At 47.5% G+C, this 20,492-nt stretch carries 21 protein-coding genes; 14 read left to right on the top strand and 7 right to left on the bottom strand.

Annotated elements, in window-relative coordinates:
- Nucleotides 1-93 precede the first annotated feature (93 nt).
- The 3 genes from HRU21_00565 to HRU21_00555 are packed head-to-tail and all read left to right on the top strand — an operon-like array spanning nt 94 to nt 3,185.
- A complete protein-coding gene (locus HRU21_00565; GenBank protein ID NRA40775.1) occupies nt 94-1,233 on the top strand; it encodes a hypothetical protein in 1,140 nt (379 codons plus the stop codon).
- 17 nt (nt 1,234-1,250) lie between these two features.
- On the top strand, nt 1,251-1,688 hold the full coding sequence (locus HRU21_00560) for a hypothetical protein (protein NRA40774.1): 438 nt from the start codon (nt 1,251-1,253) through the stop codon (nt 1,686-1,688).
- Between the two features lie 15 nt (nt 1,689-1,703).
- Nucleotides 1,704-3,185 (top strand): hypothetical protein, encoded by a 1,482-nt coding sequence (locus HRU21_00555; protein ID NRA40773.1) that lies wholly within the window; start codon nt 1,704-1,706, stop codon nt 3,183-3,185.
- 64 nt (nt 3,186-3,249) lie between these two features.
- On the opposite strand, the gene HRU21_00550 is transcribed toward HRU21_00555, so the two are convergent.
- From HRU21_00550 to bioB, 6 genes are read right to left on the bottom strand one after another with little or no spacing between them, the layout of a single operon-like run.
- The gene (locus HRU21_00550; GenBank protein ID NRA40772.1) at nt 3,250-4,098 is read right to left on the bottom strand and encodes a paraslipin; all 849 of its coding nucleotides are present in this window, start codon (nt 4,096-4,098) and stop codon (nt 3,250-3,252) included.
- Between the two features lie 41 nt (nt 4,099-4,139).
- Nucleotides 4,140-4,583, bottom strand: coding sequence for an NfeD family protein (locus tag HRU21_00545; GenBank protein ID NRA40771.1), 444 nt, complete (start codon nt 4,581-4,583; stop codon nt 4,140-4,142).
- Nucleotides 4,584-4,633: 50 nt separating this feature from the next.
- Nucleotides 4,634-5,320: a dethiobiotin synthase gene (bioD, locus tag HRU21_00540; protein ID NRA40770.1), complete on the bottom strand. Its 687-nt coding sequence runs from the start codon at nt 5,318-5,320 to the stop codon at nt 4,634-4,636.
- Nucleotides 5,321-5,337: 17 nt separating this feature from the next.
- Nucleotides 5,338-7,017 (bottom strand): malonyl-ACP O-methyltransferase BioC, encoded by a 1,680-nt coding sequence (gene bioC, locus HRU21_00535; protein ID NRA40769.1) that lies wholly within the window; start codon nt 7,015-7,017, stop codon nt 5,338-5,340.
- Nucleotides 7,014-8,204: an 8-amino-7-oxononanoate synthase gene (bioF, locus tag HRU21_00530; GenBank protein NRA40768.1), complete on the bottom strand. Its 1,191-nt coding sequence runs from the start codon at nt 8,202-8,204 to the stop codon at nt 7,014-7,016. The genes bioC and bioF overlap by 4 nt, the downstream gene beginning before the upstream one ends.
- Before the next feature lie 11 nt (nt 8,205-8,215).
- Nucleotides 8,216-9,295, bottom strand: coding sequence for a biotin synthase BioB (gene bioB, locus HRU21_00525; GenBank protein NRA40767.1), 1,080 nt, complete (start codon nt 9,293-9,295; stop codon nt 8,216-8,218).
- Nucleotides 9,296-9,560: 265 nt separating this feature from the next.
- On the opposite strand from bioB, the gene HRU21_00520 reads away from it, so the two are divergent.
- The 3 genes from HRU21_00520 to HRU21_00510 all read left to right on the top strand — a co-directional run bounded on the left by HRU21_00520 (nt 9,561) and on the right by HRU21_00510 (nt 12,569).
- Entirely contained in the window at nt 9,561-10,214 is a 654-nt protein-coding gene (locus HRU21_00520) for a ComF family protein (protein ID NRA40766.1), read from the top strand.
- A 770-nt stretch (nt 10,215-10,984) separates the two neighbouring features.
- Complete coding sequence (locus HRU21_00515; protein ID NRA40765.1) at nt 10,985-11,602, top strand: glutathione S-transferase family protein; 618 nt, start codon at nt 10,985-10,987, stop codon at nt 11,600-11,602.
- 163 nt (nt 11,603-11,765) lie between these two features.
- Nucleotides 11,766-12,569, top strand: coding sequence for a hypothetical protein (locus HRU21_00510; GenBank protein NRA40764.1), 804 nt, complete (start codon nt 11,766-11,768; stop codon nt 12,567-12,569).
- A gap of 24 nt (nt 12,570-12,593) precedes the next feature.
- Here HRU21_00510 and HRU21_00505 read toward each other — a convergent pair whose 3' ends face one another.
- Complete coding sequence (locus HRU21_00505; GenBank protein NRA40763.1) at nt 12,594-13,232, bottom strand: LON peptidase substrate-binding domain-containing protein; 639 nt, start codon at nt 13,230-13,232, stop codon at nt 12,594-12,596.
- A 266-nt stretch (nt 13,233-13,498) separates the two neighbouring features.
- Here HRU21_00505 and HRU21_00500 point away from each other — a divergent pair, with 266 nt between their 5' ends.
- From HRU21_00500 to HRU21_00465, 8 genes are all read left to right on the top strand, one after another.
- Nucleotides 13,499-13,918, top strand: a complete 420-nt coding sequence (locus HRU21_00500) for a rubrerythrin (GenBank protein NRA40762.1) — start codon at nt 13,499-13,501, stop codon at nt 13,916-13,918.
- A 69-nt stretch (nt 13,919-13,987) separates the two neighbouring features.
- Entirely contained in the window at nt 13,988-15,421 is a 1,434-nt protein-coding gene (locus tag HRU21_00495) for a Fe-S oxidoreductase (protein ID NRA40761.1), read from the top strand.
- Nucleotides 15,422-15,455: 34 nt separating this feature from the next.
- A complete protein-coding gene (locus tag HRU21_00490; GenBank protein ID NRA40760.1) occupies nt 15,456-16,055 on the top strand; it encodes a DUF3501 family protein in 600 nt (199 codons plus the stop codon).
- A gap of 375 nt (nt 16,056-16,430) precedes the next feature.
- Nucleotides 16,431-17,078 (top strand): flavin reductase family protein, encoded by a 648-nt coding sequence (locus HRU21_00485; protein ID NRA40759.1) that lies wholly within the window; start codon nt 16,431-16,433, stop codon nt 17,076-17,078.
- Nucleotides 17,079-17,084: 6 nt separating this feature from the next.
- Nucleotides 17,085-17,237, top strand: a complete 153-nt coding sequence (locus HRU21_00480; GenBank protein ID NRA40758.1) for a DUF2256 domain-containing protein — start codon at nt 17,085-17,087, stop codon at nt 17,235-17,237.
- Nucleotides 17,234-18,658, top strand: a complete 1,425-nt coding sequence (locus HRU21_00475; protein ID NRA40757.1) for a deoxyribodipyrimidine photo-lyase — start codon at nt 17,234-17,236, stop codon at nt 18,656-18,658. Before HRU21_00480 ends, HRU21_00475 begins: the two co-directional genes overlap by 4 nt.
- A gap of 106 nt (nt 18,659-18,764) precedes the next feature.
- Entirely contained in the window at nt 18,765-20,228 is a 1,464-nt protein-coding gene (locus HRU21_00470) for a GIY-YIG nuclease family protein (protein NRA40756.1), read from the top strand.
- Nucleotides 20,229-20,295: 67 nt separating this feature from the next.
- The coding region (locus tag HRU21_00465) for a hypothetical protein (GenBank protein ID NRA40755.1) at nt 20,296-20,492 on the top strand (197 nt) is incomplete at its 3' end.

Here is a 20,492-nt window from a genome sequence, read left to right as displayed (position 1 = left end):
GATCAGCGCAAATTTTAACTGTCAAAAAAAGCCGGCAATCATACCATACAAGGCCGGTTTTTATACTGTGCGAATAGAAAATCAGGCGATATAATGCCTCCTATGCGAATTCATCCTAATCAGCGTTTTGCCATGAGCCATAACTGGCAGCCAGACCTGCAGCGCTTAAGTGAAGCACTGCGCTTTAAGTGCGCGGTGCCAGCAAGCTTATCAGCGCAATGGTTCGAGTCAGACTGGTTTGCGCAGAAACTGGCCGAATACCGGTTTGAACATCAACAAAGAGTCGATGAATATTTAGACCCTATCAAACGCAATGAGTATGACTGGACACTCGACCTTGCCATCATGCTTAAAAACAGCTATCAAGCCGCTAAGCGCATCGAAGAAAAAATTCAGCTCGGTCAACTAGAGCGTCGTCAAGACCCGCAACATAACAATATTCAGCAACTGCTTAAGCAAACCGAACCAACCGTTCAACAAGCTAGCAAGCCCAGCGCTGTGCCAGAAAATGTCGACACAGAACAGCTTGATCGAATGGTGCAATTTGCCTACGAATTGAATGGCCGCAAACCTTTGCCAAGCCAAATCGACACCTGGGCCAATGCATTGGCCGGCATGGAAAAATCGCAACAAGCAGAGCAGGTAAACTACGCTATTTCGATTGGCAAAACGGTTATCTACCCGCCACGTCAGCCGTATGATTTATCACGGTTTTCAACACAGCAACAAAATCCGCCATCAGCGGCCGAGGCTTCGTCCAAAAGCGCCAGTCCTCGACAGCAGCGCAGGCAGGCGGAATCCGACAAACATCAGTTAAACTTACAGTTAAACGGCATTCAGCTCACCGCTAAGCTTGATCGCCAAGCGCTATCTGCCTTTCTTGACGAGCGATTTGCCCATGAACACAAGGCAATGAGCAACACACGACTGCAAGCTTTGGTGAATTTGTTAGCAAAGATGACGCTGGCTGAGCAAGCAGAGGCGGTGCAGCATGCCATTATTGGCAACTATAAAACGATTTATCCACCACGCCGGCCAGCCACCGACGGCCAGTCTTCGCGGCAGGCACATGCTGACCGAAACGCAGCAAAACGCTATAGCTCGGTGCGCGAAACAGGCCGCGCCGCTGCTGCTGAAATTGAGCGAGAGCTACAACAAAACCGCGCTACGCAAAAGCGTTCTTTTACTGCTCCACCCATTGCACCTCCTATTGCACCACCCGAAAAAAACTAATGGATTGTTAAACTGCTATGCAATATTTAAGCCCTGATGAAGCGACCGAGTTTATTAGCCTGATTTTAGATCTATACCCTCAGCAAAATCATGCCGCGAACAATACTAGCTTTATCAAAACGCAGGTGCAGATTCATCTTGAGCGCATGAATCAGTTAGGTTTTGAAACGCTGCAACAACGCTATCGCTTGATTCGAAATTTAAACTATACCGAGGCCGCTAGGGCCGAGCTTAAGTTTTTTGCTGATGCACTTAAATATGCACTGAGCGATAGCAATTCGATCAACGGCTTGCGCAAAAAATATATTGCAAATGGCGGCGAATTAGATACCCTGCCGCCCACTGACGATCATTTACTCAGTTTACAACAGCTCGCTGCATCTGCAGATGCAGATAGCGAGGCAGCCACTAAGGCTCGCGCTGAACTGCAGGCACTATTTAAATCCACCCAATAAATTTATCGTAATATTATGTCTGAACTACCTCCAAACACGCCTATTTTGGTGAGCTACAGCACGGTACAACAAAAACAAGAAGACTTATCGCAAGCTGATGAAGCAATCAGCCTTATGACGCAGGCCTGTCAACAAGCCGCGGCAAAGATACAACAGCCCGATTTATTACAACAGTGCTCAAGAATCTATGTGCCTGAAGGCATGTGGGGCTACAGCGACCCCGCGCGGATTATTGCTGAGCGAATTGGCGCCGAACAGGCCTGCAGCGTTTTTGCTAAAATTGGCATTACTCAGCAAACTTTAATGGGTGAAGCTTGCGCCCGCATTCAACAGGGCTTAGATGAGATTATTATTGTTAGCGGCGGCGAAGCTAAATATCGCAGCTTGCAAGCTACAATACAAGGAAAAAGCGTTAGTGAAATTGATCAGCAAGGTGCAGAAGCCGATGTCGTTATGCAGCCCGATGCTGAACTTTGGCTGATTGAAGAAACGACCGCGGGCTTAGGCATGCCGGTAAGCTACTACGCGGTCATGGAGTCGGCCTATCGCGCAGCTAAAGGACTGGGTATCGAGCAACATCGCGATGCATTAGCAGAGCTATATGCTGAATTTTCTAATGTTGCGAGCAGCAACCCGCATGCATGGAAACCTCAGGCTGTTGCTGCAGAAACCATCCGCAACGCTAGCGACAAAAATAAAATGCTCGCCTTTCCCTACACGAAGTTGCATAACACCTCCTGGAATGTTGACCAGGCATGCGCGATGATTTTTACCTCGGTCGAAAAGGCAACGGCGCTAGGCATTGACCCCAAGCATTGGATTTTTCCTTGGGTTTCAACAGAAAATAATGCCATGCAGGCGGTAGCCGCAAGGNCCGATATTCACCGCTCCATCGGAGCCGAACTTGCCGCAAAAGCGGCCATGCAGCACTGTGATATTAGCGCGAGCGAGCTAAATATTATTGACCTGTACAGCTGTTTCCCGGTTGCGGTAGAAATCTATGCTGACGCTTTTGGTATTCAAGCCAATCAACCACACACCTGCACCGGCGGCATGCCATTTGCTGGTGGACCATTGAATAATTATGCTTTGCAGGCAGCCTGCCGAGCCTTTGAACTACTGGATCAGGCGCAGGATAGCTCAATCGCCTTAACCAGCTCTGTATCGGGTTTAATTACTAAACAAGGCTTTGGCTTGTGGTCGAAACAGCCACCTAAGCAAGCTTTTGAGTTTATTGACGTAAGCCAACAAGTGAGTGAAATCGACAGGCCATTAACCGTGATTGGCGGCTACCAAGGCGAAGCCAAGATAGTCGGCTATACCGTGACTTATCAAGGCCACGAGCGACAGCGGGCTATTGCGATTTGTGATTTACCAGACGGCCGCCGCACTGTCTCATATTCTGAAGATTCTGCACTGATGCAGCAGCTAGAAGTGCAGGAATGGGTGGGTCAAACAGTACAAATTGACGATCGGATATTTTCAGCCTGCGCGTAAACGCGCAGGGCTGTTAGCAAAATACTGCAACTTATATAACAATATAAAGACGCTTTAACAGGGTTTATTTTCGTAACAGCCCCTGAATACTGGCAGCCAAGTCGGCGGGATAAACCACAGTTTTACTGTTATCCGACTCGGCCAATTTCTCAATCGAGCCAATATACTTTTCACCCAATAAATACATCACTGGCAAATCGTTGTCTTGTATTGCTGCAGTAACTTTATTGATAGCCTCTTGCGATGCAGTGGCCAACACAACCTGTGCCTGTGCATCTCTTTTGGAAGCCTCTAAGCGGCCATCGGCCTCGAGAATTTGCGCTTCTTTTTCGCCTTCCGCTCGCGTCACCGTTGCACGGCGGCCACGCTCCGCAGCGGCTTGCTCTTCCATCGCCTCCTGCATGGTTGCTGACGGGTTGATATCTTGAATTTCAACGGTCTTCAGGGTTATACCCCAGTCGGCAATATCATCTGAAATCGCTTCCTTAAGCCGCGCTTTAATAATATCTCGCGATGACAGTGACTGGTCTAAACTCATCTCACCAACAATTGAACGCAGCGATGTTTGCACTAATGTTTGAATAGCTAGACGATAATTTTCTACCCCATAAACTGCTTTATCGGGTGAAATAATAGAGATATAGGCAACAGCATTGGCAAGAATCGCAGCATTATCTTTAGTGATAACCTCTTGCGCTGGTATCTCTAACACAATATCTTTTGTTGTCACTTTATAAGCAACATTATCCACATACGGGATTAAAATATTTAAGCCAGGGTTTAAAGTTGAGTGGTATTTACCCAAGCGCTGCACCACCCACTTATTTCCCTGTGGCACTAATTTTACACCTTTAAAAATCGTCATAAAAACGAAGACTAAAAATGTTGCTGCTACAAATAATACGGCGTCCATAATGATTTCCTTAGTTTTGTTCCGTCAAAGAATTATCTTGCCTATGCTGGCACAACCAGCAAGGCATTACCTGAAACTCCGGTCACGCGCACCCTATCTCCAAGTGCAATGCTTTGCTCGGAAATAATCGGCCATTCTTCGCTACCGAGTTTCGGTGTGGTAAACCTGACAATACCGCGCTGTTGCTCAGCGGGTGCTTTGATGACCAAGCCGGTCTCACCCAGTATCGATTCATTGGGCAAACCTGCCATCGTTTTATCAATCGATAATGGCTTTAGATATTTAAACCATAATAAGGTGAACGCTATTGAAGCCAAAGCCCAGATCAAAACTTGCGCAGTTAATGAAATAGGTACTACGAGCAGCACTATGCCGCTAACAATGGCGCCCGCGCCAAACCATAATAATACAAAACTCGGTAAGGCCATCTCTAGTGCCATCAACAGCATGCCCAAAATAAGCCAGTGCCAGTATTCTATCTCCATGCAAACTCCTTATTGCTGATGCTAAGCTATTGATTGAAGCAGTTTTATCTTTACTGCATAGGCAGCGTAATAAACTCTGCTGCTGCTGTCACCTTTTTATCATCCGCAAGGTCTAAAAATGGAATCGTACCGAGGCAAGGTGCTGGTAGTATCTGCTGTAAAGTTTGCAGATTTTCCGCATAGTGCAGCATATTGGGGTCAAGCTGAGTAGCCACCCAACCAGCCAGCTGCAGTCCATCTCTGGCAATTGCCGCGGCAGTTAACATCGCATGGTTAATACAGCCGAGCTTAACGCCAACCACCAAAATCACCGGCAGCTCAAGCGATACTGCCAGTTGCGACAATGGCTCGCGCGAGTTTACCGGCACTAACCAGCCTCCCGCCCCTTCAATACAGCGAAAGTCAGCTGGGCTTAGCATCGCGCCACGCACAAAACCAACCAGCTGACGAATAGTAACCCTGGTACCACTTTGTTCCGCTGCAATATGCGGCGCAATCGGCGGTGCAAACACTACGGGGTTTACTTGTTGATAAGCAAGCTTAACTGAGCTGTAACGCATTAATAAACGTGCATCATCATTTTGCAGTTGCTGCTCGATCAGCTCTGCACCAGCGGCAATCGGCTTTAATCCAAGACTTTGCAAACCCTGTTGACTGGCTTTGTGTAATAAGGCTGCCGTCACTAAAGTTTTGCCGCTGTCGGTATCCGTGCCGGTGATAAAAAAGTTCTTTGCCATACAATAAACAACTCTGATTAGGCTGGCTTTTGCAACTGTAAATAAATTACATCATAACTGGCCGGTAATTGGCCATCAGCTTGAGCGAAGGATTGATATGCCTCCCGCAATGCAACGAGCTTGGTTTTATTCAGCGGCTTAGGCTGCTGATTATGCACTACAGTTTGCGCACCAATATTTTTCAAATCATGCATCAGTTCTAGCACATCTGCGTAGTAATCATGCTCTAGATATTGTTCGGCAGCCATGACGGTAAAGGGGCTGCTAGCCAATTGAGCCTGAATCTGCTGAAAAGTTAAAAATTGATTTACATGCGGCAGTTTATCAAGCTGCTGAAAACTCTGATTTAATTCCTGCAGCGTTTTCGGCCCCAAGGTCGCGATAAAGACTTGTCCACCTGGAGCCAGCAACTGATACCAGTGTTGCAACAGCGGGGTTAAACTCTCGCACCACTGCACCGCTAATGATGAAAAAATAATATCGGTTTGACCCGGCACTAACTGCATATGCTCTAGGTCATCGCATAACCAGTGTGCTACTTGCGGATAATGTGCCTTGGCATAGCGCAGCATGCCATCAGCAAAATCAACTCCGGTGACCTTGGGCGAAATAGCGGCAAGCTGAGCGGTCCAGTAGCCGGTTCCGCAGCCTGCGTCGACAATTCTCGGACTAGCAAGATTTGGTAGCTTATCTAAACTGGCCTGCAGTGAACTAAGTAAGCGCGAGGCCACGCGTTTTTGCACTTTAGCCGCTGCATCATAACGGCTTGCCGCTTTAGAAAAAGATTGCGCTACACGTACTTTATCTGCAGCCAAGGGCAGCTGACATTGCTGCTGCAAGGTCAATAACTGCTGATAAATCTCAGCCGTATGAGTAAGAAATGAGAGGTGATTGGCACCGACTAAGCGCTTTGCAACTATGGGAATGGGTGCCGCGGCAGTCAGTCCAGCCAGCTGATTGGCAAGCTCAACATTTACCAAGGCATCGTTTTCCGCCAGCAGGTAGGAGATTCTCACCGACTGTGCGGCCAATGCTTGCCATGCATCTAGCTGATTCATCTCAGCCAAAAAGTCTAGCCCACGCCGCAAGCAGGATTGCCGAGTCTGCGCTGAGGCTAGCGGCATTATCGGCTTAGCCTGTTGCAGTTCACGGTAATAACGCAAAGCCTCAGCTAAGGCGCTGATGTTGCCTAGTTCGTCACTTAGGCCGTGCAGCTGCAGTTGATCAAAGCGGCGCAACCCGCGCACTGCATCGCGCGCAAACAACTGCTTAAAACTATTAAAAGTGGCAGCCGGCATCGCTGCTGGTAAGCTGTCGCTGGCGACAAACTGTGGGGTACAAGCCAATAACTGTAGCGCAGCAACATAGTTCGGCTGCTTGACTGCCATTTCAACCGCTATATTACCGCCGAGCGACCAACCAAACAGAATAGCTGGCTGACTGATATGCTGAAAAAACAACTGCGCCAGCTGGTCACAAAGCTGAGTAAACGAATATTCGTCTGGGGCCTCGATTAAGTCAGCGGTATAGACGACAAAATGCTGCGCTAAGCCTGGCAAAAAGCTGTCAAAGATACGCGCGTCACATGACCAACCTGGGATCAATAACAGCGGCTGTCTCGCATCGGCTGACATCGCATAACGTTCTTGATATGCGTTAATCTGCCAGCAATCGTTACTTAGCCATGCCACTGTCATGCTTGCTCAAGCAACTGAGGGTAACGTTTAATCAGCGCCTCAAGGCTTTGCAGCAGCGCAGCAATATCAGCCTCATCATGTGCCGCGGTCAACGTGACTCTGAGTCTTGCGGCACCTTTTGCCACCGTCGGTGTGCGAATCGCTGACAACCATATACCTTGCTGCCGCAAAAAAGCTTGGCAATCTAAAGCCAGTTGCTCATCGCCGACCCAAATCGGTTGAATCGCAGTATCCGAGGTAAGCAGAGAAAGTCCTAAAGCTGACGCCTGTTGCTTAAATGCATCGATATTTTGCAGCAGCTGTTGGCGACGCCAAGCTTCTTCTGACAGTAACGATAAGCTGCGACGACAGGCAGCGGCAATCGATGGAGGCATCGACGTGGTGTAAATATAGCTGCGAGCAAATTGTATTAAATAATCAATCAATACTTTTGGCCCAGCGACTAGGGCTCCAAAACCACCCAGCGACTTACCCAAGGTACACATCAATAACGGCAACTGCTGCTGATCTACAGAGGCTTCTTCAGCTAAACCAAATCCGTTAGCACCTAAGACACCGAAGCCATGCGCATCATCTACCATGAGCAATGCATCATGCTTGGGGGCAAGCTTCACTAATTCGCGCAATGGGGCCTTATCGCCATCCATTGAAAATACACCATCTACACAAATCAGCTTACGCCGGGCTGAGGTTTTAACTAATTTTTGTTCTAAACTCTGCATATCGTTATGCAAAAAACGCTGAAATCGTGCGCCCGACTGTAAACCACCATCAATCAAAGAGGCATGATTGAGTTTATCTTCAAAAATAGCATCTTGTTTATCACAGAGCGCGGTTAAGACGCCAAGATTTGCCATATAGCCACTAGAGAATAACAACGCGGCATCGCGACCAGTAAGACTGGCAAATTCTTGTTCTAATAAATGATGCTGTTGATGATGACCACAAACAAGATGCGAAGCGCCACCGCCAACACCGTCTCGCTGAATCGAGGAGAGTGCCGCGGCTTTGACCTCAGGATGATTGGCTAGACCAAGATAGTCGTTAGAACAAAAATTAATATATTCATGCCCCGCAACCTTGACCCTTACACCCTGTGGTGAATCGACGGTATAGCGCTGGCGCAACAAGGCTTGTTGCTGACGAACTGCAAGCTGAGCCTGAAGTTCGGCGAAATCAAAGGCCATAGGCAGAAAAGTTACGAGGCAGTGGCGTCGTAGAACTTGGTGTCGTTAACGGCCTGCTCAGCCGCCTCTAAAGCCAAGGCAGCTTCACGCTTAGCGCATTTAAACTCACCATTCTCATCGACCATAGGCTGACTAAATACAGGCGCATCGCGGTTTATACCAAGTCGCTTAAACAATTGCTGATCTTGGTCGGTTTCTGGATTGTCTGTGGTAAGCAGTTTTTCACCGTAGAAAATCGAGTTGGCGCCAGCTAGAAATGTCAGTGACTGCATTTCATCACTCATTTCCTCACGCCCCGCTGACAAGCGCACATGTGACTTCGGCATCATAATCCTAGCTACCGCAATCATGCGAATAAAATCAAACGGATCAACATCTTCTTGACCCTCAAGCGGGGTGCCTTTGACCTTCACTAACTGATTAATCGGTACTGAGTCAGGGTGCTGTGGCAGGGATGAGAGTTGAATTAATAGGCCTAGGCGATCTTTCAAGGTCTCACCCATGCCTAATATACCACCTGAGCATACTTTCATGCCGGCGTCTCTCACGTTAGCCAGCGTGTCGAGGCGATCTTGATAAGTCCGTGTGGTGATAATATTGCCGTAGAATTCTTTTGATGTATCGAGATTATGATTGTAATAATCTAGCCCGGCCTCAGATAGCTGTTGTGCCTGCTCACCCGTTAACATCCCCAGTGTCATGCAGGTTTCCAGGCCTAGCTCTTTTACACCGCGCACCATCGCAGTCACCTTCGCCATATCACGGCCTTTAGGCGAACGCCATGCAGCTCCCATGCAAAAACGGCTAGAGCCTGTCGCTTTGGCACGTTTAGCCTCATCCACTACAGCCTGAACTTCCATTAGCTCTTCATATTCAAGGCCGGTATCGTAACGAACCGACTGCGGGCAATAAGTACAGTCTTCAGGGCATTTGCCGGTTTTAATACTTAGCAAGGTAGAGACTTGCACTTGATTAGGATCAAAATATGCACGGTGCACGCTTTGCGCCTGAAACATCAGGTCATTAAACGGCTGGTGATAAAGCGCTTCAACTTCTTGATACTGCCAATCGTGACGAATTTCTGGGGACATGGAGCTACTCTCTGTTTACCCGGGGCATTAAACGCGCGACTCTTTACGATGCGTGTAATGACCCTATGTGTACTGCCAATGTGTGGCTTAGCAGCTTGCTGATTACAGCAAAGCAGACTAATGTGATTAGGCCAGAATCATAATGATTCACCACCATTAGTCAACCTAAAAGCCACTTTAGGTTTACCACTAAATCCCCATGCCATCACTATTACCGAGCCTGAAGCATGCACTTGTTCCGTTTCACCGCTGTGGCCAGTGTCAGATGCCTTTTAACGTTAAGCGCAGCGATAAGGCGTTTCTGTGTGATGTTTGCCGTGCGCAACTTGCACTCAACCACAGCTGCTGTCCACGCTGTGCCGAACCGATGCCAGAACCACAGATTTGTGGTCAATGTTTGCAACAGCCACCTGCCTTCGACCAGGTCATTACCGGGCTCATCTATCAAGACGTTAATCAGCTGCTGCTGCAGGCGGTGAAAGATGCAAACCCTGCAGCCTGCCGCTTAGCCGCGAATATTATGTCTCCTGCAATCATGCAGTTATTGGAAACTCAGCAGCTGGATATGGTCTGCCCTATTCCAATTTCACGCATCGGCATGCTATGGCATCGGCGTCATCACAGCCTAGCACTTGCTAAGGCAATACATCGCCTGTTGCCTGAGACTGCATGGCAGCCGCATTTATTATCCATGCGTCACCATCGACATGCGCAAAAAAATTCTACTTTGGCACAGCGAAAGCAGCAGCTGAAACATGTGTTTGACTGCACGCAGCCCTTAAACGCAGCGACGGTTTTAGTGGTTGACGATATTATGACCAGCGGCAGCACACTGCATTTTGCCAGTCGCTGCTTGAAGCAGGCGGGTGCATCAAAGGTGGTAGCTTGTAGCCTAGCAAGGGTTGAGAAAAGCCGATAAAGTTTTGAATATGGACTTAAAAACCGCTAAAATGCGCGCACTTTTTAGCCAATTCAATTTATGATTCTGAGGTACCTATGTCTTCTGACCCTAATATGTCTGATAGTGACACCATCAAAGGCCTATCTAAAGCCATCGGCGCAATGGTAGGTATAACTGCGGTTTTAATTCTCGCCGCCAATGTATTTTTTGGTGCATAAGGCTTTATTGATTTTTTCAGGTAGCAAAGGCAGCAAGGTTTTGCTACCTGATGTTGTTAATATTGCTTCATGCAACAGCATTTGTCGATTAGCCTTTTATCGTCTAAGCAACTTTTTATCACATCAACGTTTTAACATATCAACTTTTCAATTTATCAGCGTAGCACCCATAGCTAGAATCTAGATCTCGCTTCTTTGGGCAGCTGACCATGCCGCTTCATTATGTGAACAATAAACCTAGCGCTACTAGGTTTTTTAACGCTGCTATCTGCGGCTGTTACTTTATTTATCACGCTATTATTCGTCACGCTTTTTCTCATCCTGCTGTTTTACGTCATGCTGTTATTCATCACGCCCAGCGAAATTTGACTTAATAACTCACATCCAGGCCATAGCATCCCAGAACCTAGATTTAAGCAAGTGGCAAGTTTGTCTGCATATATCTGTCAAAGAATAAATTCACAGAATACTAGGCTAGGCATGCTAAGCTAATGGCTAAGCGAGTATGTAAGTCCGTGCTCAAACTGGGCACATTGCCACGATTGTCACTGCATATATCAAGGAGAAAATATGCCTGCCTATGGACAGATCACCGTGTACGCTTTTAAGTTTCCCTCGCGCGCAGAGCGCGTCATTTGGTGTCTAAACGAATTAGGCCTAGACTACCATGTAATCCATCTCGATCCATTTAACGGTGATTTGGCAAAGCCTGAAATCAAGGCTTTAAACCCATTATTGCGGATGCCGGTGGTGGTGCATAATGAGCAAGTATTGACCGAATCTCTAGCGATCATGGAATACTTTAACCAATTGGTGCACGGTGACTTAGTGCCGCAAGCGATACAGCCGCATTATCAGTTTCGTCAGATCATGTCCTTGTGTACCACTGAATTTGAGGCCTATTTATGGGTTGCCAATCAAAACGGCATTCTTGATGGTATCTACCATTGGCCAGCGGGCACCAAGCAGTATGCTATCAGTCGCGTGCAACATGCACTGCCGAGCCTGCTTGAAAAACTGCAGCACAAGGCATATGCCATCGACAATCAATTTAGCTTAGCGGACATTTATATCCAGGGCATTTTACGCTGGGCAAAAGGCTATCACTTAGAAATTCCACACTGGGCCATCCGATACTGCCAACGACTAGAATCACGACCAGCCTATGCAGGACATATTTTCGATTAGCCAAAACCTGTTGATGAGTTGCTGTTGTTCGGCCATTCCGTTATCGTGTCACATAGGCTTTCATTAACGCACTGCTTAAGCACCGCCTTGAGCAAGGCTTTCGGCAAAATCATTACCCAAATCATATATGCGACTCGCCACTTTACTTCTAACGTATCTTTTCATGCTGTTTTGTGCTGGCACCAACGCACAACAGCGCGAGCTGATCAAAACCTCATCCGACTTTACGCCGCACTATGCTTTTTCGAATTATTTTGGCGCTGGCTTGTATTCTTCAACCGGACAAAATATTCATGTGGTTAACTTACCGCTGTTCTATGAACCAAAGAATCAGAGTGAGTTTAAATACCGAATCAGGCTGCCTGTTTCGATAGGCTTTTACGATTTCGATATTAACGATATTGATGAGTTTGCGCCGTTAGAAGATGCCGCCACTATGACGGTAACGCTAGGCATCGAATTTGATCACTGGATTAACAAACACACTAAATTAGTACCATTTTTAGACATTGGCTTATCAGAAAATTTCAGCGCTAACGATCGAGCGATACTCTATGCCTCAGGAATTACGGCCTACAATTATTTCACCGCCTGGCAGCAACCACATACGTGGTTATTACGCTTTCAGCGCGCGGGCTATCAAACCAAAAACAATATTAGCGATGGCTTTTCAGCTATCGAGCTTGGGCTTGATCTACGTTGGCCATGGCAGGGTAGCCTTGCCAATAACGATATCTATCTCAGCAATTATTTTGCATCTTATTGGTATACCATCGATATCGCTTTTGACCCGACTGATTTTAATCCCAAGGCAGAAACCAATGCGCTTGAAGCGGGCTTAACTGTCGGTTTGCTGCAACCATGGGATCTTGGCCTATTTAAGCTTGAGCGAATGGGTGTCGGCTATCGTTACTCGAATAATGCGCCAGACATCATTCGAATAAGCTTTAATTTCCCACTTGATTGAGCGCCGCTGTTTGAGCCAATCTCATTAAAGCCGATTGATAAGCTGCAAGATACGCTCTAGCCGATCGTTAACCTGCGTCATTTCCAGCATCTGTTGCATGTCCTCAGCACCGAAGCGCAGCAAACCCAGCAATTCAAAGCTGAAGTCGGCTGGTGATTTTTCTTGCCAACTTTGCTGTTTCAGCAAATCTTGTAATTGCGGCATAGCGTGCGTCATGGCAATAAGACGATGCAGAATTTTTTCCTGCGTTTGCTCAGCTTTAGCCTGCAACTCTGATGACAGAGGCGCATCGGGCAAGGGCTCGCATTCAGCAATCATAAAAGGCAAGGACTGCACTTCATGCAGCCAGCGATAACGCTGCTGCATATTGACCTGCAGCGCTAAACGGCCGTCCTCAGACGTGGCCATCAATTCACATGGCCCCGCCGAAAACACAGGGTAGGGTTTATAGGTTGACTGATTTGAACTCAAAGCTTCAGCGACGGTAGCCTTTTGCTCTACCGCTTTTAACACTTTTTGCGTATGACAAACCGCCATAGGCATATCATTATCAAGACAGTGTTTAACCATGCTGCGATAGCGCGGCTCAAATACATGCAGCGGCATGACCGTGCCCGGAAAACAGGTGCAGTTAGGAATAGGAAAAATCGCAATCTCGGCCATAAAATATCCTTACTTTCATTTTTTACGAGCAACGCTGTTTTTTAGCCTACAAAACTCTTGCAAGACAAGGCTATCGCTTAAGTCTAGCATCGCCAAATATAGCCGACTGATAAATAAAATTTATCTCAGTTTTTAACAATTTTGATTAGAAAAATCACTATTTGCTTCTAAGCTTAAGCTAGATCGAATTCCTGATGAATCCAGTGGTTCACGCAGTTGATGGACGCATCATTGATGTCCCCGCCAATCAATCATGGAGAACGACTATGTCCCTTGCTGGCTCACAAACCGAACAAAATCTTAAGGACGCCTTCGCAGGCGAATCTCAAGCCAATCGACGCTATCTTTACTTTGCCGCTAAGGCTGATGTTGAGGGCTATAACGATGTTGCCGCCGTATTTCGCTCAACAGCCGAAGGTGAGACAGGCCACGCCCATGGCCACTTAGAACACCTTGAAGAAGTGGGCGACCCAGCCACCGGCATGCCCATGGGCAGCACGGCTGATAACTTAAAAGCGGCAATTGCCGGTGAAACGCACGAATACACCGATATGTATCCTGGTATGGCCAAAACCGCCCATGATGAAGGTCATGAGGAAATAGCCGACTGGTTTGAAACCTTGGCCAAAGCCGAGCGCAGTCACGCTAACCGATTCCAAAAAGCCTTAGATACGCTAGACAGTTAAACTGCTGATTATGCCCAATGGTTAATAAGCTTGGCCATTGGGCAGTCGCCAGCAGCAACAATCTTAACTATGACTGACTTACAAAATAGCGACGGTGAGGCATCAGGTTCGCCTGCTGAAAATGTGTTAAACCCGATCAACGCCAGCGGTAGCCCTCAAGCTGCCAGCCGCGACGGGGTGTTCAGCCGTGAAGGCAGTCTTGATGCGCCTACCCGCCACCCTATTGCCTGGCAAGAGCCCGCATTTTGGGATCAAGATAATTTAGAGCAGGAATTAGAACGGGTCTTTGATATCTGTCACGGCTGTCGTCGCTGCGTCAGCTTATGCGAGTCTTTTCCAACCTTATTCGATTTAATCGATGAATCAGACAGCTTCGAAATCGATAGCGTTGACAAAGCAGACTTTCAAAAAGTGGTTGATCAATGCTACTTATGCGACCTGTGCTATATGAGTAAATGCCCCTATGTGCCGCCGCATGAGTGGCAGCTCGACTTTCCTCATTTAATGCTGCGCGCGAAAGCAGTCAAATTTAAGCAGCAAGGCAGCTCGGTGCGCAATACCCTGCTGTCCGATACTGATACGGTGGGTAAACTGGCCAGCATCCCGCTCATTGACATTACCGTCAACCGGTTAAACAAGCAGCCCAGTTTCCGTCAGCTATTCGAAAAAGCCGCCGGTGTGCATCATCAGGCGCCGGTGCCAGAATACCATCACCGCACCATGCGCAAACGCCTAAAACAGCAATCTTTGCCGCTCAAGGCTAAACCCCTAGCCAATACCAGCGGCAAACTCGCTTTGTTTGCCAGCTGTTACGGCAATTACAACCGGCCGGAAATAGGCGAAGATATTTTCAAAGTATTTCAACATAACCAAATAGCCATCGAACTTGTCGAACAAGAGCGTTGCTGCGGCATGCCTAAACTTGAGCTTGGCGATCTCGATGCCGTTGCTAAAGCGAAAGCGTTTAATATTCCAGCGCTGGCGGAAAAAGTTGACCAAGGCTACGATCTCACGGCCTTGGTGCCCTCCTGTGTATTGATGTTCAAACAAGAGCTGCCGTTGCTATTTCCCGACGACGAGGCGGTTAAAAAAGTGCAGCAGGCATTTTTTGACCCTTTTGAGTATCTCCACATCCGCTACAAGGCGGGCGGCATGAACACCGAGTTTAAACAATCGCTTGGCGATATTAGCTACCATATTGCCTGCCACCTACGCGTGCAGAATATTGGTATCAAGGCACGTGAAATCTTACAGCTGGTGCCAGATACCCAGGTGCATGTGCAAGAGCGTTGCTCGGGGCATGATGGCACTTATGCCGTAAAAGCCGAGTCTTACCCCTTTGCGGTAAAAATCGCTAAACCACTGGTCAAAAAACTGAATCAGCAGCAGGCACGTTTTCTCAGTTCAGACTGCCCAATGGCAGGTCAGCACCTAGCCGAACTCAGTGATCACAGTGCAGCGCTGCACCCTATCACCTTACTTCGTATGGCCTACGATTTATGAGCATATCGGCTTCAAGCATACCAGGAGTGACATTATGACAGTGCAGTTACAACGCAACGATTTATGGAGTTTAGAAGAATATTCGGTGCAGCGCAGTGCATTCAGGCGTGAGGTAATTGCTTATAAAAAATCACGCCTAGTCTGTCTTAACGATCATGCACGATTGATGTTCGAGGACAAAAAAACCATTCGCTATCAGATTCAGGAAATGCTTCGCATCGAGAAAATTTTCGAAGCCAGCGGCATACAAGATGAGTTAGATGCTTACAACCCTTTGATTCCTGACGGCAATAATTGGAAAGCGACATTTATGCTGGCCTATGACGATGAAAGCCAGCGCCGCCTTGCCCTGCAGCAACTGTGGGGGATAGAACATCAAATTTGGGTGCAGATCGATGGTCACAATAAAGTATATGCCATCGCTGATGAGGATATTGAGCGCAGCAATGAAGAAAAAACCTCCAGCGTGCATTTTTTACGCTTTGAACTCACGCAAGCAATGATTGATGATTGCGTCGAAGGAGGAAAAATTTTCGCAGGCTGTGACCACCCTGAACTTGCCGTTTCAGCGCTGACCTTAGCGGAGTCTACCGCACAGTCATTGCGACAAGACCTGATTCGCTACCATGGCTAATCGTACTTGGTTAATCGTATATGCTTAATCGTTGATATTCGATTAAGCAGAGCTTCTTCAACATCAAGACAAACACTTTACGCGCATTTTGACTCAAACCCTATTGCCTCTATTGCATCAAACCTGACATATTTTGCCGAACTCTATTAATAATTTGGCTAATATATTGTCGGAAATAGTGAGTCCACGCTAAATCCATCTTATCAGGATTTACGGCTGCATCTTAGCCGACTTATAATTGCATTTCTCTGCCATTCGACTTTGCCTACAGTAAAGCACGCGAGCCTGATAAGCTTCCGTAACACTAAGTCCAGTCAAGCAAACCAATCACTGACTTTACGCGTAAAACACAACTGATAATTAATAAGGCATCGCATGACTCTGTTTTACTCTGCTGAAGATATTGACACTCTTGAGCGCAATACCCGCACACATCTTATTAACGCCATTACCGGCATTAAGCCTGGCAATATGATTGGCACGGTAAGCGAACAAGGGCTAGAAAATCTAGCCATTTTCAGTTCGGTGGTGCACCTTGGCAGTCACCCGCCTTTATTGGGCTTTGTCGTTCGACCGCAAGGCCGTGCTCCGCGTGACACCTACAATAATATTATGCAAACCGGCCATTTTACGATTAATCATATTCCAAGCGACATGGTCGATCAGGCGCACGACACGTCGATTCGCTTTAAACCCGAGGTCAGTGAATTTGAGGAATGTGGCTTTCAAGCTTGCTACCTAGAGTCGTTTCCAGCGCCTTTCGTAGCCGAGTCGCCGTTAAAAATTGGGCTTAAATTGATTAATCAAATTCCCATTCCTGACAATAATACTGAGCTATTAATTGGCCAAGTCGAGGCGCTGCACATCGAGCTTGATAGCCTGCCCGAGAAAGGCCAGTTAGATCTTGAACAATTAGATGTTGCCGGCATCTCTGGTTTAAACAGCTATTACACGCTGCAGCGACAAAGCACAAAACCACCCGCCAGCGTTGAGCGTGCGATTTACCAAAAAATGCCTGAATAGCCTGCGATGAAAAAGCCCTTACCCAGTAAAATTTGCGCCAGCTGCGGCCTTAGCTTTAACTGGCGTAAAAAATGGCAACGCGACTGGCCAGAGGTGAAATACTGCAGTGAACGCTGCCGCCGGCAAAAACAGCACCGGCAAAGCTTTGGTAAGCAATGATCAATATTGTTTGGTTCAAACGTGACTTAAGACTGCAAGATCACAGCCCACTTTGCCAAGCGTTGGCCAGCGAAAAGCCATTCCTACTGCTGTATATTTTCGAACCCATACTGCTCAATGATCCGCACTATAGCGAGCGACACTGGCGCTTTGTCTACCAATCCTTATGCGATATGCAAGCTCAACTCAAAGCCCAGCAACGCGGACAAATCTGCATATTACAGGGTGATGCAGAGCAGGTATTTGTGGAGCTTCACCGTCAGCTGCATATTGAGGCAGTGTTCAGCCATCAAGAAATCGGCTTAGCTAACACCTATGCGCGAGACAAAGCGATGCAGCGCTGGTTTACAGCGCATCAGATTGCATGGCATCAGGCACCATATGGCGCCGTGATTCGCGGTCTTAAAAACAGAAGGAGTTGGTCAAGCAATGGGCGCAGCATGCTATCAGCACCGCAAGCCACCCCTATTTGGCAGCAACGCAAAGCGCAGACCCTCGCTAACGATCACCCCTTACACGCGACTATTCCAACAGCCTGGCGCAGCGCTAACGCCAACTTTCAAGCGGGTGGCGAGCAGAAGGCTTGGCAAACTCTCGAATCATTTTTTGCCGGGCGTGGCAAACCCTACCGCAGCAGTCTATCCAAACCCTTGGCCAGCCGTCATATAAGCGTGCGACAAATGTATCAATTCGTTCGCGATCACAATATATATGGCTGGCAGGGGGTACAATCGGCCCTGCTCGACAGACTCAGCTGGCATTGCCACTTTATGCAGAAATTTGAATCTGAGCCTGAGATAGAGTTCGAGCCCATGAACCGCGCATTTAATGACTTTCCCATGCTCGAAGGTGAGCTGGCTGAACAACGCTTACAGGCCTGGCAACAGGGGCACACCGGATTGCCACTGATTGATGCCGCGATGCGCTGCGTTAATCAAACCGGCTATCTTAATTTTCGTTCGCGCGCGATGCTGGTGAGCTTTCTCTGCCACCATTGTCAACTTGACTGGCGCCGCGGTGTGAAACATTTAGCGCGGCAGTTTTTAGATTTTGAGCCCGGTATTCATTATCCGCAATTCCAAATGCAGGCTGGCGTAACTGGGGTCAATACGATTCGGGTTTATAACCCCATAAAACAGTCACAAGACCATGACCCCGATGCTGCGTTTATCAGCGAATGGCTGCCAGAGCTGCACCAGCTACCAACCCCGCTCAAACATTTACCCTGGCAGGTCACGGCAATGGAATCTCTGATGTATCAATTTACCCCCGGAGAGGATTATCCAGAACCGATATTGGACATTCAGATCAGCGGAAAACATGCCCGCGATCGTCTCTGGGCCTTCAAAGATAACCCCCTGCTGCAGCGAGAGAAGCGGCGTATTTTATCGCAACATGTGAACGCGCCACGACGCCAGTGATGGCGAATTACGATTAATTCACATCTTTCGTTGTCGTTGCTGCGTAAGCAACAAAAGCCAGTCATTTATTGGCTTAGCCCCTGAGGCATTACAGGCGAATACCATCATGCTGCTCCACCAAGATTGTGTCATTGTAGACCTCGAAACGACCGGCTCACACAGCTCTCGTGCCGGCATTACTGAATATGGCTGTATGCAGTGGAATCAAGACGGCTCCTCAGCGTGTTTTGAACAATTGATCAATCCACGACACCATGTACCGGCCTATATCACCCAGCTTACCGGCATCAGTAATCATATGCTGATGGATAAGCCGAGCTTTGAGGACGTCGCCAGTGACTTGCATGACATCTTAGCCGATCGTATTTTCATTGCACATAATGTGCGTTTCGACTTTGGTTTCTTAAAAAAGCAGTTTAGCGTTTGCGAATTCGGTTTTAAGCCTAAACTACTCTGCACCGTGAAGCTTGCGCGCAGCTTATACCCAAAATGGGCTAGCCACAGTTTAGATAATATTTGTAAACAAATGAATTACCGGCGCGATGTCTCGCATCGTGCCATGGCAGACGTGTTGGCAACCAAAGCATTTTTAGATTTTGCTATTGACGAGCACGGCATTGATGCGGTGAACGCTGCTGCTGAGCAGCAATTTAAACAGCCCAGCATTCCAAAAGGTATCGACCCAGCTGAATTTGAGGCAACGCCTAACACCTTCGGAGTTTATCGCTTTTACGACAAAGCTAACAATTTACTGTACGTAGGTAAAAGCAAGCATATGCGCGAGCGCCTGCTGCAGCATTTTAAAGACGATATTAATAAGTCTCGCGCCATGCAAATGAGCCAACAGATAGCCAGAATTGAGTCAACTGTCACCGGTGGCGAACTATCCGCGCTGCTATTAGAAGACCAGCAAATCAAACAGCTGCAGCCCATCTTTAACCGTCGTCAACGCCGCGCAGCCAAGCTTTGGTGCATTACTAGCACAGAAAACGCCGAAGGCTTTCGTCAACTCAGCGTAAGTGCAAGTTTAGCGGGAGAAGTACCTGCCACAAACAGCTATGGTTTTTTTAGCAGCCGCAAACAGGCAAACCAAGCCTTAGATAAATTATTGAAGCAGCACCAGCTCTGCGAAGCTGTTAATCAAGCCGACAAGCTTAGCAATAAAGCCTGCTTTGCCCGCCAATTAAAAAAGTGCCAGGGTGCTTGCGAAGGTAAAGAATCGAGTGCGCGCTATAACCTGAGAGTCGACATTGCTCTGCAATCTTATAAAACGATACCTTGGCCCTATGATGGCCCCATAGCTATCGTTGAGCATAACCACACCCACAATGTTAGCTCGATTTGTTACATTGACCAATGGAGCTGTTTATACAGTGAAAATCTACCCAGTAGCTGCAATATTGAGACTGAGTTATTAGATCTTGATGCCCTGCAACACTGCGAACGTGTATTTGAGAAAGACATGTACCATATCATCAAACAGCAGCTCTCGCGCTCGCCTATCATTATTGACCTGCATACTCTAGCGGTGCCTTATCCAGAGTCTTCTGCCATACAGCAACGGCGTTAAATTAGTTAATGCGGCAAACTTGCTAGTTTCTACTATAGTTGTAGAAATTCAGCCATAAACTCCTGCTATGGAACACCACTATTTTGAAGCACTGCTGCAGCAGTGGCAACATCATGCTGAAAAGCATCACGATAGCTGTCAGGTCAAGGTAGCCATACCGCGGCATGATTTAATTCGTGTTCAAGCCTTAGCACAGCTGTATAAGCTTGATCAGCAGCAAATTATTGCTGATATCCTGAAACAAAGCCTAAACCAAATCGAGGC

This window comes from Pseudomonadales bacterium (assembly GCA_013215025.1).
In the GTDB taxonomy this organism is placed as follows: Bacteria; Pseudomonadota; Gammaproteobacteria; order Pseudomonadales; family DT-91; genus DT-91.
Note: the sequence above shows the minus strand (reverse complement) of the source record. Positions and strands in the feature narration are given on the sequence as shown.